Source organism: Peribacillus sp. B2I2 (genome assembly GCF_041261685.1).
Taxonomy (GTDB): domain Bacteria; phylum Bacillota; class Bacilli; order Bacillales; family DSM-1321; genus Peribacillus.
Genome location: NZ_JBGCCB010000001.1, coordinates 976,052 through 991,241 on the forward strand (window position 1 = coordinate 976,052; position 15,190 = coordinate 991,241).

The window sequence follows — 15,190 nt, forward strand, 5'->3', positions numbered from 1 at the left end:
ATCAGGCTAGCTCATCTGAATTGTACGAAAACCCGGTTAACGTAATTTGTTTGCCGGAGAACTTTCCAGGAGAGTAATAGTTGGCTTCTAAATCATTAAGATAGTTTTTATCGGTTAAATGAAGACTATCACGCTCAACCAAGCTTTGGAGCGAATGATCCATTAGAGTTAAATAGTCATCCTTGCCATAATAAAGACGACTTGTATCCGGCTGCAGAAATTGATGCTGGCTATATTCATCCGAATCATCATACACCGGGAAATGAAATCCTTTTTTTTCTACGATATTGGAGTCCATTGTGGCAACAGGCAAAAAGAGGCCTGTTACCTGTTGCCTTTTATACTGCTTACTTAGAGGGGATAAGGTCACTCGGGTTTTTTCGGTCCCCCTTTATTAATTAGGTTCTTGCGAGATATGAACGGGTTGCCGGTAACCCAAAAACGCCACGGATAATCTTTTGCTTCACCGGAGTTGTCAATTCCGACGCGGGGGCCGCTGGATATGTGTTCAGGCTGCTTTCCGGCAGAAATATAAAGCGGAGGAACCGTAAAAGATTGACCATAATCATCCATGGTGATGCCTAGTGCCTTGGTTAGCTTCCCTGGTCCATCGGTCCATTTTCGTATATCGGCATTTCCGCGTCTTTCATGCATTAACTCGAGCCCTGAATAGGGTTCAATCGCCCGGATTAAAATGGCCTCCGGATTTTCAGGTCCGCCGCTTACGACATTGACCAGTGTATGTGTGTGCATGACGTATGTATATATCAAACCGGAATTTCCGAACATCACTTCCGTCCGTTTTGTCCTTCTATTTCCAAAACTATGTGCGGCCCTGTCCACAGGTCCCATATAGGCCTCTGTTTCAACAATGAATCCAGAAGCGGTTCCATCCGCTGTTTCTTTTACAATCAGGCACCCAAGAAGGGATTTTGCCAGTTCAAGCGTGGGCTGCTGATAAAAATCCGCAGGTAAAATTGAATGGTTTATCTTGTTCATAGTATCACTCCATTTAGTCTCATACAGGTAAAATTCCCTTATCAATGAAAAAGAAACATGAAGGGATTAAAAAGGCCGGCTGATTATATCAGCCGGTCCCGAGCATATTTTTAGCCTAATTCTTTTTCCGTTTCTTGATCTTTTTTGATTCGGCCCGAACCCACGGAAAGTGCCACTAGTATCCCTGCGGAAACAAAAAAGATACCGGTGATGAAAACACTGGAGAATGCATCGATCCAAGCATTTTCAATCGTTTTTACAAGGACATTGCTGACTTCTGCCGGCATTTTAAGGTTTTCCGGATAAAGCATGATGTTGAATAACGCATCCGTTTTATCGGCTAATGCTTTCAGTGCCTCATGCAATATAGGGTCCTTTTGGCTTACAACCGCGTCATCCATATTTTGCTGGAGATTATGGTTCATGACGGCATTCAAAATCGTGATGCCCATCGTTCCCCCTATTGATCGGAAGAATGTCGAAGCCGCTGTAACCGATCCTAGCTGGGATTTTGGAAATTCGTTTTGAACGGCAATCATCAATGTCGGCATGACAAGACCCATACCTATTCCAAGGATGGCCATGAATGAGTACGCAGTGAATATAGTCGTACTGCCGTCCATCGTACTCATTAGGAAAAAGCCGAGCGTCGCAAAGGCCATTCCAAAGGTAAGCACGGTACGAAAACGGAATTTCAACAGTAACCGCCCGCCAACGACGCTGGAAAGAATCATACCGATCATCATCGGAGTCATGGTCGACCCCGCTTTTGTTGGTGAAACTCCCAGTACGCCTTGCATGAACAGCGGAACGAACATGATTGCCCCGAACATTCCGAGGCCCAGCAAGAATCCCAAAATATTCGTGGTGGCAAAAACCCTATTTTTAAAAAGGGATAAATCAAGGATCGGTTCAACTGCTTTTCTTTCAAAAATGATGAAAAGGGCAATGAAGACAAGGGTACTGCCGAAAATCAAGAGAGATTCCAGTGATAACCATTCGAACTTATCACCACCAAAGGTCAAGCCCAGCAGTAACAGGACAATACCAGGAGTCAAGGTGAAAATCCCTAAATAATCGATATTCACTTTCTCCGTTTTTCTTATGGCTTCATGTTTCAACCCTACATAAATTAATATGGCGGATAGTAAACCCGTCGGTACATTGATCAGGAAGATCCAATGCCAGCTGATATGATCAACGATCAGGCCGCCCAGAAAAGGACCAATGACAGAACTTAAACCAAAAAGGGCTCCAAATACACCCTGCCATTTAGCCCTTTGTTCCGCAGAGAATATATCGCCAATTATCGTTTGGGATAAGGGCATGATCATTCCGCCGCCGATTCCCTGCAGCCCCCTGTAGATGATCAATTGCTCCATCGAAGTGGCAGTGGCACATAAAAATGAGCCGATTGTAAAAATGATTGTACCAAGCAGATATAGGGAACGTCTGCCATATAAATCAGATAGCTTTCCAACAATCGGTACAACAGTAGTTGAGGCTATTAAATAGGCAGTCGTTACCCATGCAAAGATGGTAAAACCATTCAATTCCCCGATAATAGTCGGCATTGCCGTCCCGACTATCGTCTGTTCCAACGAACTGAAAAACATTCCAATGATCAATCCTGTTAAGACAAGCTTGGTATTGACCGCTTTTTTATCCATTTGCATACCATTTCTCCATTCTTCGAACTTAATTCCTTTACTCGATTGTGACTAATAGGTCAAAATTATAAATCCGAAATGACCATTTCTGTAAAAAATTCAATTGCATGAAGGAGTGTTTTCGAAAGGTAGATATCATATAAAATTATTAATTCGACCAGAAACCACTAAATCCTTCCTGATTAATATCCCCAGCGTGTTTCCATTTACCATATTAGTTATAATAAGAAGGAATATAGACGAACTTATGATTGGAAGTGTACGGAATGAATAAAAAAATTGGGTTTATTGGATGCGGTAAAATGGGTGTGGCAATGCTTGAGGGCATGTTGCATGCAGAGGTCATTTCACCTGATGGAATCATGGTCAGTTCAGCGAGTGTGGAAACGAAAACTAAAATCACCACGAAATATAAGGTTAAAGGCACTTTGGATAATAAAGAGGTTGCCGGTTTTGCCGATTTTCTTTTTCTAGGGATTCAACCTGCCATGCATGAGCAAGTGCTTGAAGAAGTAAAGAATCATGTGAAAGATGACGTTGTGATCATTACCATGGCTGCTGGGATCACTGTATCTCTAGTTGAGAACTGCTTCGGAAAAAGCGTGAAAGTTGTCCGGACGATGCCCAACACTCCTTCACTTGTAGGTGAAGGCATGACGGCAATGAGCATTAATGATGAAATTACCGATGCTGATATAGAGGATGTGACTGCACTGCTGAATAGTTTCGGTAAAACGGAAATCCTCCATGAAGATCTGATGGACGCAGTACCGGCCATCAGCGGTTCGTCGCCTGCTTATGTATACATGTTCATCGAGGCGCTGGCTGATGGAGGGGTCCGTGATGGCATTCCACGAAAACAAGCATACCGAATGGCAGCACAAGCTGTAATGGGCGCTGCTAAAATGGTACTAGAAACGGAAAGACATCCTGCTGCTTTAAAGGATGATGTCTGTACGCCGGGTGGTTCAACGATAACTGCGGTAGCGTCATTAGAAGAGAACCAGCTTAGATCAAGCATTCTACAGGCAATGAAGGCCTGCACGGATAAAACGAAAGGTTTCAGTAAATGAAAAAAGATGGATTGCCTATTAGCGGGCGATCTCATCCGCTTGCCATTTTCAGAATGTTTGGTGAAAAAAAGAGGAGGCTGCATTATGAATGGTTATATAGAAGAATTAAGGAAGATTCTGACGGAAGAACAAGTAACGGTGAATGAAACATTATTGGAACAGCACAGCCATGATGAATCCTATCACACTCCTCATTTACCGGATATGGTCATATATCCAAGGGATACTGCGGAAGTCAGCTCAGTCATGCGTTATGCGAATGAGCATGAAATACCGGTCATTCCTTTTGGATTGGGATCAAGTTTGGAAGGTCATGTCGTTCCAGTCAAAGGGGGAATTTCACTGGATTTGTCCTTGATGAATCAAGTATTGGAAATCAGGGAAAATGATTTCCTTGTGAAGGTCCAACCAGGTGTGACAAGGACGCAACTCAATAAAGAATTAAAAAGGTACGGTTTGTTCTTTTCCGTCGATCCGGGTGCCGATGCTACATTGGGAGGGATGGCAGCTACGAATGCAAGTGGGACGACCTCGGTCAAATATGGGATAATGCGCGATCAAGTCAGGGATTTGGAAGTGGTTTTAGCAAACGGTGAGGTGATCCATTCCGGAAGTTTAGCGACAAAATCATCTTCAGGCATTCATTTGAATGGCTTGTTTGTCGGGTCGGAAGGTACACTAGGTGTATTTACTGAACTGACATTAAAGGTATACGGCATTCCTGAGGTAACCATGGCAGGAAGAGCCTCATTTCCAACCGTCGAACAGGCAGTATCTGCGGTTAATGGGATCATGCTTGCTGGAATCCCAATTGCACGAATTGAATTGGTTGATGCCGAGTCCATAAAAAAAGTTAATCAATTCATGGACAAATCCTATGATGTCAAACCAACTTTATTCCTGGAGTTTCATGGTAACTTTGCCGGACTTGAACAGGACGTCAAATTTGCCAAGGAAATCGTAAGTGATTTTGGCTGTGGGGATATCCAGTTTGAAACTGATTCAAAAGCACGGAATGCTTTATGGGAAGCCCGCCATAATCTCGCGTACGCATTTATTCACAGTGCCCCGGGAAAGAAGCTGATGGTGACCGACGTAAGTGTGCCCCTTCATGAATTATCGGATGCCATATTGGATGCAAGAAAGAAAGTCGAACAATCAAAAGTGGAGGGGGCGATTGTAGGACATGTAGGTGACGGGAATTATCATGTATTGTTCATGATCGATCTGAAAAATCCTGAAGAAGTGAAAGAAGCGAAGAGGTTAAATGAAGAAATCGTTGAATTTGCCTTAACCAAAGGCGGTACATGTACAGGTGAACATGGGGTAGGCCTTGGAAAATCGAAGTATCAGCGAAGGGAGCATGGAGCAGCTTACGAAGTGATGAAAACGATCAAACAGGCATTGGATCCGAAAGGAATAATGAATCCCGGGAAAATTTTTATAGATTAAGAGGAATGTTTAATTATGGTAGATTAGTAACAACCAAAAATATACAATAAATCAATTGGTGAAAAGGCAGACTTGCTGTCCCATATAAAATGTTAATGGCAAATCATAGCCTAGATATGGGGCCAATTCAAACACTAATTTCATATCATGTAATTTAAAAAAATAAACGGATAAAATTTATTTTCGTCTTTAACTGACCTATATTCGGAAAAATCGCCTGTTCGTGGTGATAATCCGACCCATATCGAGATAATTCAATCTTCATCGGAATAAATCGACCGATGAGCGTGATAAATCGATCTTTCATCCAAATAAATCTACCCAATTCCCTTTCAAAAAAAATAAGACTCCAGATGTCTGGAGTCTTATTTTAATATTAAGCGTTAATGTTATTTGGGTTTAAGGCGTTTTCAACACTTACGTAGTTGTAGCCTAGGTCTGTTGCAACTGCTTCAAACGTGATTTCACCGTTCGCCACATTGACGCCTTTTGCAAGTGCATCATTTTCAAGGATCGCTTTGATGGCGCCTTTGTTTGCGATTTGCAGTGCAAATGGCACTGTTACGTTAGTTAAAGCAACTGTAGAGGTTTGAGGCACTGCACCTGGCATATTTGCCACTGCGTAATGCACTACTCCATGTTTAACATAAGTAGGGTTATCATGTGTTGTTATGTGGTCAACCGTTTCGAAGATACCGCCTTGGTCGATTGCAACATCAACAATGACTGAACCTGGAGACATCGATTTAACCATTTCTTCAGTAACGAGCTTAGGAGCTTTAGCACCTGGGATCAATACAGCACCAATCACTAAATCAGCATCTTTGACTGCTTCTGCAATATTATAAGGATTGGAGATGAGTGTAGTCAGTTCATTTCCGAAAATATCATCAAGTTGACGTAGGCGGTCAGGGCTTAAGTCAAGAATTGTAACATCTGCGCCTAATCCTATAGCGATTTTAGCAGCATTCGTTCCAACCATGCCTCCGCCGACAACAGCGACTTTACCACGTTTCACTCCAGGAACTCCGCTTAAGAGGATTCCTTTACCACCGTTATTTTTTTCCAGGAACTGAGCACCGATTTGTGCAGCCATGCGTCCTGCAACTTCACTCATTGGTGTCAATAAAGGAAGTGTGCGGTTCACTGCAACCGTTTCATAAGCAATGGCCAAGACACCGCTTTCTTTTAGGGCCTGAGCTAGTGCCGGTTCAGCCGCAAGATGCAAATATGTGAAAAGGATTAAATCTTTTCGGAAATATTTATATTCAGATGAGATAGGTTCTTTTACTTTCATGATCATTTCTGTGCTTGCCCAAACGCTAGCAGCGTCCTCGACTATTACAGCACCAGCTTCTTGATATGATTCATTTGTAAAACTGCTTCCTAGACCTGCGTTCATTTCGATTAATACTTCATGCCCTGCATTGACTAATGCAACAACCCCAGCTGGAGTGATAGCTACACGGTTTTCATTGTTTTTAATCTCTTTTGGAATTCCTATTCTCATCTTAATCCCTCCAATAATATGTTTTACTATTTGTATCACAAGTATAGTTGGAAATAGAAACAGTTAGTATGTGGAAATCAGAAAAATGAAAAAGGTGTATTTGTGGAATTCCACAAACGCAATATCAATAAACATGGACTCGTCAGGAACTAGACCCCTGATTCATATCATAAACGTTAGAAAATATAACGCTGAAGTTAATTTTTCGAAATAGGTTCTTGAATGCGCTCTAAAATCCGTCTTTTTTTATAAAGCATGATTCCCGTATCGGCCATATCGGCAATCATCGATCGATTGGTAAGGGCTCCAAAGATTATTCCAGCAACAGGAACCATTTGCAAAAGCTTTTTCCAGCCAAACTGATCACGGTATGTATAAACGACTTCTCGCCATCCTTGCAGCTCGGATGCTATTTCCCTTTTTGATTCGGAATCAGGCAGGTGCATTTTCGACAATTCAATTAATAGTGCTTTTTTGCCTACAACATCCGATGTTGTGAATTGCAGACATTTGACGATGAAAATACGCTCTTGACGGTCACTGGGATCGAACCCATATGTGATGGCGATATCTTGAAGTGTTTTAATCGACATGCCGAGTAGAAGGGGGATGTCGATGGCTAAGGTGAAGATTCCGCCAATACCGGTAGTGGCACCTTGAACCGTTGCCAATTTGCTGCCTGAATTTTTAATATCTTGACTCACGCTATCCATGATATGGAGGGGAATGCTTGATACATCTTCCAGGGAAGTAATTTTCAACTCGGGGTTCTTGGCCTGTAGCTGACTTAGAATTTGAGCTTCTTTCGTTAAATATTTTCCGCCATTCTGAATATAGCTGCCGATTTCATCAAGCATGACACCCAATTTTTTCTGAATGAAATCCGGTGTCAGCTTATCCAATAGTTTGAAGGGGATTCGCCCAATCCGTTCCCAAAACCATAGCCCTTTCTGATCCTTCTCCCATTTTTCAATGATTATTAATTCCTTCTCAAGTTCTTCTTTTGTTTCAAATTTCATATGATCAGCCTTTCCACATTTCTAGTATTCCATATCAGGGAATTTATCATTAATTTTTCTTGAAAAATTTATCATATTGATCAAGTTTAATGTTAAGAAAGAGGGACATTTTTTGAATCGGGTCTTTTAACCGGATATTTCCCACTTCTGAAATCCTTTTTAATCGGTAATTCAATGTATTCACATGGATATGAAGATTTCTTGAAGCTTCATTTGGGTTGCAGTCTTTTTCTAGATAGACAGTGAGTGTCTGCAGCATTTCCGTCTGGTTTTTCATGTCATATGCTTTTAGCTTCAGGATGGAAGGATGAACATGACGTTGTTTGTTGCTTGCGAGCGATTCAATCATTTGAAACATGCCAAGTTCCTCATAATGTAAGATGAGCTTCATGTCATCAGGGAAAATAGTCTTCATTTTTAGAGTGTATTGAGCTTCATCGTAACTTGTTTTAACATCCAATAAGTTTTTATACATATGGCCAGCCGTTCCAAGGATATGCTCAACACCGAAACGCCGTTTCATTTCCAAAATGAAAAAAGGGATGAAATCATAAATCGATGATGTGAAAGAAGGGCTGTTTTCCTGGTTGGCTCCTGCAAAAAGAATGAGCTTGTTATGGTCAATCGCAAATAAGGAACTGTTTATCTTTTGCGTAGTCGTTAACATGTATGAAATGTATCGCTCTACTTCCCGATTGATCTCTTCAGGAAATTCGAATACCAATATGGAAAAAACCACCGGAACATGTAAGGAGAATTTCGTGAAATTTTCAATTATTTCCGATTCTTCTTGGTAGTGTCCAGTCAGCATGCGCCAAAGGAACTCTTGATTACCCGCTTCTTTCCTTTTCTTTTTCAATTGCAATTGCTGTAACTGGTTTTTCGCCTCTTTGGCAGCGAATTGCAGAAATTCCATATCTTCTTCGGAGAAAGGTTCATTTACTTCTAAAGCCCAAATGAATCCAAGGACTTCATTATTTTTCCGAATGGACACCGCAGCCCTGTTACCGAGACCGACATCATTGATGGCCCCGATCTTAATGGGGGCATCTTCTTTCAATAAAGCTGGGATGAAGCCATCTTTCCATAAACTGTTGATGACTTTTTCAGGGACGCGTCTTCCGATTATGGTCATGATACGAGCCTGATCCGTAGTATCATCGTGTGTGCTATAAGCAAGTAAGCGGTGATTACCGTCCTCGATTGTAATGGGGCAACCTAAAACAGAACTGATTCTATCGGCAAACTCCATCATATCTCCATAAAGGTCTTTAAAAATATCTCTATTTTTTTCTAATTCCTTCATTTTTTTGTGCCCCTCGCTTAAAAAAATTCCTTCTCCTTGAATTTTAAACGATTTCCTATTAATAAGCATAGATAAATCCATTCATAAAACAGAAAATCCCTGCCGACGGAAATCGGAAGGGATTTTTTTATTTTAGAATAGGAAATTAATCAAAAGATAAATCAAACCTGCTAATGTTGCCGAGATGGGAATGGTAATGAACCAAGTGATGATCATTCTTTTTGCCGTTCCCCATTTTACGCCTTTGACACGATGGGCGGTTCCAACTCCAAGGATTGAAGAGGAAATAACATGGGTAGTACTGACTGGCATGTGTATTACGGTCGCGCCGAAGATGATAAAGGCTCCGGTTAAATCCGCTGCAACACCATTGACCGGACGGATCTTCATAATTTTGCCGCCAACGGTTTTAATGATTTTCCATCCACCTACGGAAGTTCCAAGTCCCATTGCTAACGCACAGGAAAATTGAACCCAGAAGGGGATATCGGCATTTGATGCATAACCATTTGCAATAAGTGCCATCGTGATGATACCCATCGCTTTTTGAGCGTCATTCGTTCCGTGGGTATACGATTGAAGTGCTGCAGTAGCAATCTGTATAGTACGAAATTTTTGGTTTGTTTTTGTCAGGTTATTGTTCTTAAAGACCACTTTAAAGATGCTGTATACGATAAACCCGATTGCAAAAGCAATTAACGGGGAGAAGATCAAAGCTTGAAGAATTTTCATGAATCCTTCCCATTTAATTCCGGCGAATCCAGCTGCAGCAATGGCGGCACCTGCAATCGAACCAATCAATGCGTGGGAGGAACTGCTTGGTATTCCGTAATACCAGGTAAGAAGGTTCCATATGATCGCGGCAAGCAGAGCAGCCAAGATTACATATGAACCATTCGGAAGTGTGAACGGATCCACGATATCTTTGGTTATGGTCTTCGCTACTCCAGTAAATGTCATAGCTCCGACGAAATTCATGATAGCTGCCATGATGATGGCATGCCGAGGCTTCATGGCCTTTGTTGAAACAGCAGTGGCTATTGCATTGGCTGTATCATGGAAACCATTGATGAAGTCAAATGCTAAAGCAAAGAAAACGATTAATATTGTTAAAATTAATAAAGTATCCATTTATTGGGGTACTCCTTAGGCGTTTTTCATTATGATTGTTTCAAGTGTATTGGCCACTGCTTGACAGTGATCGGCAATCTCTTCAAGGCTTTCGTAAATTTCTTTATATTGAATGATCCTGATTGGATCTTTTTCAACTGTAAACAAGTTTTTGATTGATTGACGTTGGATCCCGTCACAAACGGATTCAAGATCTTTAATTTTGATTGCATTTTCACGAATCATTGGTAATTTTTTAGTGGATAGTGTATCGACAGCTGTTTCAATCTCATACGTACACTGCTTGATTGCATCCACAAACTTAAGCATATACTCATCTGCATTGACTATTGAGTACATTTCAAATAATGCGGCACAGTGTTCCAAGCCGTCTATGACATCATCCATTCTCATGGTTAGTTCAAGGATATCCTCGCGTTCGATAGGAGTGATAAAGGCATTGTTCAGCTCTTTAATCACGTTATGAACCATTGAATCGCCTTTATGCTCATAATCTTTCATAGTATCTGAAAATACTTTTAGATCGGAGATGTTTTTGAGTTTATAATCCGCGAAATAGTCAGCACCTTCTTTAAGGTTTTGAGCAATGTTGAAAAGCATTACTGCGAATTTGTCTTTTTTTGATTTAAAAGCCATGTTAAAGCCTCCCAATTAGTCATGCAATTTTACACACTTTTATCGTACGTTTAGTATTAACAAATTGATTGTAACGAATTCATGTAGTCTCAGGGAAGGTTTTTCGACGAAAATTTACAAAATCTTAATAAAACTTTACAAACAAAAACAAGGATAAGTAAAAAATGGGAAACAGTTGCCACTTACAAAGGCGATATTTGTAGAAAAAAGCCTTCCCGAAGTGGAAAGGCTGAAGGTTCTATAAAAATAAAGCAATTAAATAATAAATAATTCCAGCTAATGAAGCGGAAATCGGCAAGGTAATGAACCAAGTAATCAACATGCTTTTAGCAGTTCCCCATTTTACGCCTTTGATGCGGTGTGCAGAACCGACACCAAGTATGGAAGAAGAAATGACATGTGTCGTACTGACCGGCATATGCAGGAATGTGGCACCGAAAATGATTGCTGCACCAGTCATATCTGCAGCCACCCCATTAACCGGCCGGATTTTCATGATTTTACCGCCAACGGTTTTGATGATTTTCCAACCTCCGATTGATGTACCAAGCGCCATGGCTATTGCGCAGGATAATTGAACCCAGAAGGGAACTTCCGAGGTAGAGGCATATCCGTTAGCGATTAAAGCCAACGTGATGATACCCATCGATTTTTGAGCGTCATTCGTTCCGTGTGTATAAGACTGGATGGCTGCCGTGAGAATTTGTATTCTCCTGAATCGCTTATTGGTCTTTCCTAAATTATTATTTTTGAATACTACCTTGAAGATACTGTATACAATGAATCCAAGCGTAAAGGCAAGGATGGGAGATAGAATTAATGCCTGGACAATTTTAGTGAATCCACTCCATTTTATTGCATCGAATCCACTAGCCACGATGGCCGCTCCTGCTATTGACCCAATGATTGCATGTGAAGAACTGCTTGGAATGCCGAAATACCAAGTGATTAAATTCCACGTTATTGCAGAGAGCAGAGCAGCAAGGATTACATAAGAGCCGTTGTTTAATGTGAAAGGGTCAACGATATCCTTCGTAATGGTATGCGCTACACCGGTAAAAGTCAGTGCTCCCAATAAATTCATGACCGCAGCCATGATGATTGCATGACGTGGTTTAAGCGCCTTGGTTGATACTGCTGTAGCGATGGCATTAGCCGTATCATGGAAACCATTGATAAAATCAAAGACCAAAGCAAATATAATAATTAGCGCTGTTAAGATGAATATGCTATTCATACATGGAAGACTCCCTTGATTTCAAGTATATAATGTGAATTTGGATTGTGGCCCATGATTGGGCGCAGTACAGGACAGTTTGCAACCCCTCATTATTTAAAATGGGAGTTTTTAAGGTTGATTATTTTTTAAAGATGGCACCTTCTTTATTACTTGGTTTTAAAACGAACTATTTCATTGTAACGAATTTCATATCTATAAGGATAGACGTTTCGTCATTTTTTTACAAAATATTTAACTTAGTGAAGGATTTAATGACAAATTATTCATTTTATTATATTAAAAGGATAATGGGACTTTTTAAATCCCGAGGCTTATGGTTAGAAATAGAAGTTGGGGCGATGTATAATTGGTAAATAAAAGTAAGGGGGATGAAGGATGATTTCAAATATTGCGGAAACGATCACTCTACATAATGGAGTTCAAATGCCACAGTTGGGTTTCGGTGTATTCAAAGTGAAAAATGGCAAAGAAACGGTTGAATCCGTTAAGAAAGCAATCCAAGTAGGATATCGAGCGATTGATACGGCAGCCATTTATGAAAATGAAGAAGGTGTTGGACAGGCGATTCGGGAGAGCGGAGTACCTCGTGAAGAATTGTTCATAACATCTAAAGTATGGAATACGGAACAAGGATACGAAACCACGCTTCAGGCATTTGATGATAGTTTAAATCGCCTTGGGCTTGAATATTTGGATTTATACCTGATTCACTGGCCTGGAAAAGATAAATATCTGGAAACATGGAGGGCGCTGGAAAAGCTTTATAAGGATGGAAAAGTGAAATCTATCGGTGTAAGTAATTTCCATGTTCATCATTTGGAAAATTTACTTGCAAATAGTGAAGTGAAACCGGTCGTAAATCAAATCGAATTGCATCCACTTTTGACTCAAGTCGAAATTCGTGATTACTGTGCAAAGCATGAAATAAAGGTGACATCATGGAGCCCGCTAGGCAGGGGGAACTTATTGGAAGAACCAACAATTAATCACATAGCTAAGAAGCACGGGAAAAGTTCAGCGCAAGTGTTAATTAGATGGCATCTTCAACATGATCTCGTAGTAATACCCAAATCGATTACGCCGTCCCGTATCGAGGAAAATGCACAGGTATTTGATTTTTCATTAAGCCTTAACGAAATGAACCAAATAGATGCCTTGAACAAAAATGAACGGTTCGGAAGCAATCCAGATGAACTTTTGTTCTAAATAAGAATGTTGAAAATGATAGGAGGATGTCCCGATAAGGGGCATCCTTTTTCTTTTTTCTTTATGAACATAATTGACACAGTTACTGCTTATACTAACTATGTGACAGAGTTAAGCATATTCTATACCCGTTTATTATGACTAATAATCCTATTTCCGTTGCCAAATATTTTTAAATAAAATTAGGTTTTAGATTAGTTAAACGGGGAAAATAATGAGTACAGCGGCAAACAAAAAGAAAAACACACTAACACATTGAGGATTGTCAAATCAGTTCCTCAGGGGCTCTAGCTAGCTAATTCTACCCAATAACTAAAACATTCACATTCATTAGATATTGTGCGTAATCGGCATCATACCATTTGGATGTAAAAGTTAAAAGAACTGAAGGCATGACAATATGGAAGTGTGATGAAATTTCTTGGAGTCTGCTGTAGATAGTAAAAAATCAACTAATTAGAAGGAGGAAATATATTATGGGATTTTTATGGTCATTAATTATCGGAGGTATCATCGGTTGGTTAGCAGGTATGATCGTTGGACGTGACGTACCATTTGGAATTATCGGTAACATCATCGCTGGTTTTGTTGGTGCATGGTTAGGTTCATTAATTCTTGGGAACTGGGGACCGTCAGTAGCAGATTTCGCTATTATTCCAGCATTGATTGGTGCTATCGTGTTTGTCTTCATCTTAAGCCTTATCTTAAAAGGCATGAGAAAAGCTTCATAAATACAAAAATAAAGCTGGCCCAAGTGGCCAGCTATTTTTTTATACTGAACCGGAATGGAACTTGTCTGCGATGCGGAAAACCCGTCCGTAGAGCAGTATAATTAGTCCCAGAACCAAATAATCCGTCCGTTAGTGCATTAAAAAACACCGTTCCGAAATGGAACGGTGTTTTTTAATTATATGTGAAGATCGAATATTTCAGGTTTATCCAGGAAAGGAGCTTCAATAATCAATTTTTCTTCGGAAATGGGGTGGATGAATTCGATTTTCCTTGCATGCAGGGCTTGACGTGGAAATGTCCTTCTTCCGCCATACAGGGTATCTCCAGCCAAGGGGTGATTCAAATGGCTGAAATGGACCCTGATCTGGTGGGTTCGGCCGCTTTCCAAGGTGCAGCTTACGAGCGTCAAGTTTTTCTTGGGATTACGATTGAGCACCTGATAATGGGTAACTGCCGTCTGGCCTGTAGGGGATACCCTTCGTCTCGTGGCATGGTGGCGGTCCCTGCCAATTTTTTCTTTGATTTCGCCTTCATCCTTTTTAATGTTTCCTTCAACTAATGCAAGATAAGTCCGTTTGATTTCCCTTTCTTCCAACATTCTGTCCAGCATGGACCCAATGAGGCGGTTTTTGGCAAAAAGGACCGCACCGGTGGTATCTTTATCAAGCCTATGAATATGCTTGATCATACAGTTCTGGCCAGTTTGTCGAAGGTGGTGCGCTACTCCATTGATGAGGGAGTGTGCTTCACCGGGGTGAGAAGGGTGAGTATCCATTCCAGCCGGTTTATTGGCTATCAACAACACGTCATCTTCATATAAGATGGATATTCCTAAGTCAGCCGCTTTAACCGGTTCATTTTCAACGTGATCAAGCAAGGGAATGCATATCGTATCTCCTTCAGTAAGGACAGTTGACCATGTGACGGAATGGCCATTCACTGTCACTTCTTTACTCATCCTCCATTCATGGACCAACTTCTTTGGGGCTTTCCACCGCTCCCTGAAAAGCTTTTCCAATGTTAATCCATTCCAACTTTGAAGAACTTCTATTATTAAATGTTGGTTAGTTATTTTGAAATCTTCCAATTTCATTCCTACTTTCGACTTATTTGGTTGTGGTCAAATGAAAAAAATATATAATAATTACAGATAAGTCATAAAAAAGTGATCTTGGACCTATTGTCAAGATTTCCGTGGTGGAAATTACCACATTTT

At 40.7% G+C, this 15,190-nt stretch carries 15 protein-coding genes; 4 read left to right on the forward strand and 11 right to left on the reverse strand.

Annotated features, from left to right (window positions below):
- Nucleotide 1 precedes the first annotated feature (1 nt).
- The 3 genes from ABIE66_RS04915 to ABIE66_RS04925 form a co-directional block, all read right to left on the reverse strand.
- Nucleotides 2-313 (reverse strand): TIGR03943 family putative permease subunit, encoded by a 312-nt coding sequence (locus tag ABIE66_RS04915; protein WP_370014039.1) that lies wholly within the window; start codon nucleotides 311-313, stop codon nucleotides 2-4.
- A gap of 53 nt (nucleotides 314-366) precedes the next feature.
- Nucleotides 367-999, reverse strand: coding sequence for a DNA-3-methyladenine glycosylase (locus ABIE66_RS04920; protein WP_289323900.1), 633 nt, complete (start codon nucleotides 997-999; stop codon nucleotides 367-369).
- Nucleotides 1,000-1,109: 110 nt separating this feature from the next.
- A complete protein-coding gene (locus ABIE66_RS04925) occupies nucleotides 1,110-2,675 on the reverse strand; it encodes an MDR family MFS transporter (protein WP_370014040.1) in 1,566 nt (521 codons plus the stop codon).
- Nucleotides 2,676-2,935: 260 nt separating this feature from the next.
- On the opposite strand from ABIE66_RS04925, the gene proC reads away from it, so the two are divergent.
- Nucleotides 2,936-3,742 carry a pyrroline-5-carboxylate reductase gene (gene proC, locus ABIE66_RS04930; RefSeq protein ID WP_370014041.1) on the forward strand — a complete coding sequence of 269 codons (807 nt, stop codon included), beginning with the start codon at nucleotides 2,936-2,938 and terminating at the stop codon, nucleotides 3,740-3,742.
- An 84-nt stretch (nucleotides 3,743-3,826) separates the two neighbouring features.
- A complete protein-coding gene (locus tag ABIE66_RS04935; RefSeq protein ID WP_370014042.1) occupies nucleotides 3,827-5,194 on the forward strand; it encodes an FAD-binding oxidoreductase in 1,368 nt (455 codons plus the stop codon).
- 154 nt (nucleotides 5,195-5,348) lie between these two features.
- On the opposite strand, the gene ABIE66_RS04940 is transcribed toward ABIE66_RS04935, so the two are convergent.
- The 7 genes from ABIE66_RS04940 to ABIE66_RS04970 form a co-directional block, all read right to left on the reverse strand.
- Nucleotides 5,349-5,501, reverse strand: a complete 153-nt coding sequence (locus tag ABIE66_RS04940) for a hypothetical protein (RefSeq protein ID WP_370014043.1) — start codon at nucleotides 5,499-5,501, stop codon at nucleotides 5,349-5,351.
- A 69-nt stretch (nucleotides 5,502-5,570) separates the two neighbouring features.
- The gene (ald, locus tag ABIE66_RS04945; protein WP_289317734.1) at nucleotides 5,571-6,704 is read right to left on the reverse strand and encodes an alanine dehydrogenase; all 1,134 of its coding nucleotides are present in this window, start codon (nucleotides 6,702-6,704) and stop codon (nucleotides 5,571-5,573) included.
- Nucleotides 6,705-6,901: 197 nt separating this feature from the next.
- Nucleotides 6,902-7,723: an EcsC family protein gene (locus ABIE66_RS04950; RefSeq protein ID WP_370014044.1), complete on the reverse strand. Its 822-nt coding sequence runs from the start codon at nucleotides 7,721-7,723 to the stop codon at nucleotides 6,902-6,904.
- A 49-nt stretch (nucleotides 7,724-7,772) separates the two neighbouring features.
- Nucleotides 7,773-9,029 carry a PucR family transcriptional regulator gene (locus ABIE66_RS04955; protein ID WP_289323905.1) on the reverse strand — a complete coding sequence of 419 codons (1,257 nt, stop codon included), beginning with the start codon at nucleotides 9,027-9,029 and terminating at the stop codon, nucleotides 7,773-7,775.
- Nucleotides 9,030-9,161: 132 nt separating this feature from the next.
- A complete protein-coding gene (locus ABIE66_RS04960; protein WP_289317731.1) occupies nucleotides 9,162-10,160 on the reverse strand; it encodes an inorganic phosphate transporter in 999 nt (332 codons plus the stop codon).
- A gap of 15 nt (nucleotides 10,161-10,175) precedes the next feature.
- On the reverse strand, nucleotides 10,176-10,796 hold the full coding sequence (locus tag ABIE66_RS04965; protein WP_289317730.1) for a DUF47 domain-containing protein: 621 nt from the start codon (nucleotides 10,794-10,796) through the stop codon (nucleotides 10,176-10,178).
- A gap of 238 nt (nucleotides 10,797-11,034) precedes the next feature.
- Nucleotides 11,035-12,033 carry an inorganic phosphate transporter gene (locus tag ABIE66_RS04970; RefSeq protein WP_370014045.1) on the reverse strand — a complete coding sequence of 333 codons (999 nt, stop codon included), beginning with the start codon at nucleotides 12,031-12,033 and terminating at the stop codon, nucleotides 11,035-11,037.
- Between the two features lie 378 nt (nucleotides 12,034-12,411).
- Between ABIE66_RS04970 and ABIE66_RS04975 the strand changes: the two genes are divergently transcribed.
- Together ABIE66_RS04975 and ABIE66_RS04980 are read left to right on the forward strand one after the other, a co-directional pair.
- Nucleotides 12,412-13,242: an aldo/keto reductase gene (locus ABIE66_RS04975; RefSeq protein ID WP_289323907.1), complete on the forward strand. Its 831-nt coding sequence runs from the start codon at nucleotides 12,412-12,414 to the stop codon at nucleotides 13,240-13,242.
- Nucleotides 13,243-13,718: 476 nt separating this feature from the next.
- A complete protein-coding gene (locus ABIE66_RS04980) occupies nucleotides 13,719-13,973 on the forward strand; it encodes a GlsB/YeaQ/YmgE family stress response membrane protein (RefSeq protein ID WP_170946860.1) in 255 nt (84 codons plus the stop codon).
- 176 nt (nucleotides 13,974-14,149) lie between these two features.
- Here ABIE66_RS04980 and ABIE66_RS04985 read toward each other — a convergent pair whose 3' ends face one another.
- Nucleotides 14,150-15,067, reverse strand: a complete 918-nt coding sequence (locus ABIE66_RS04985; RefSeq protein WP_370014046.1) for an RluA family pseudouridine synthase — start codon at nucleotides 15,065-15,067, stop codon at nucleotides 14,150-14,152.
- Nucleotides 15,068-15,190: the final 123 nt, after the last annotated feature.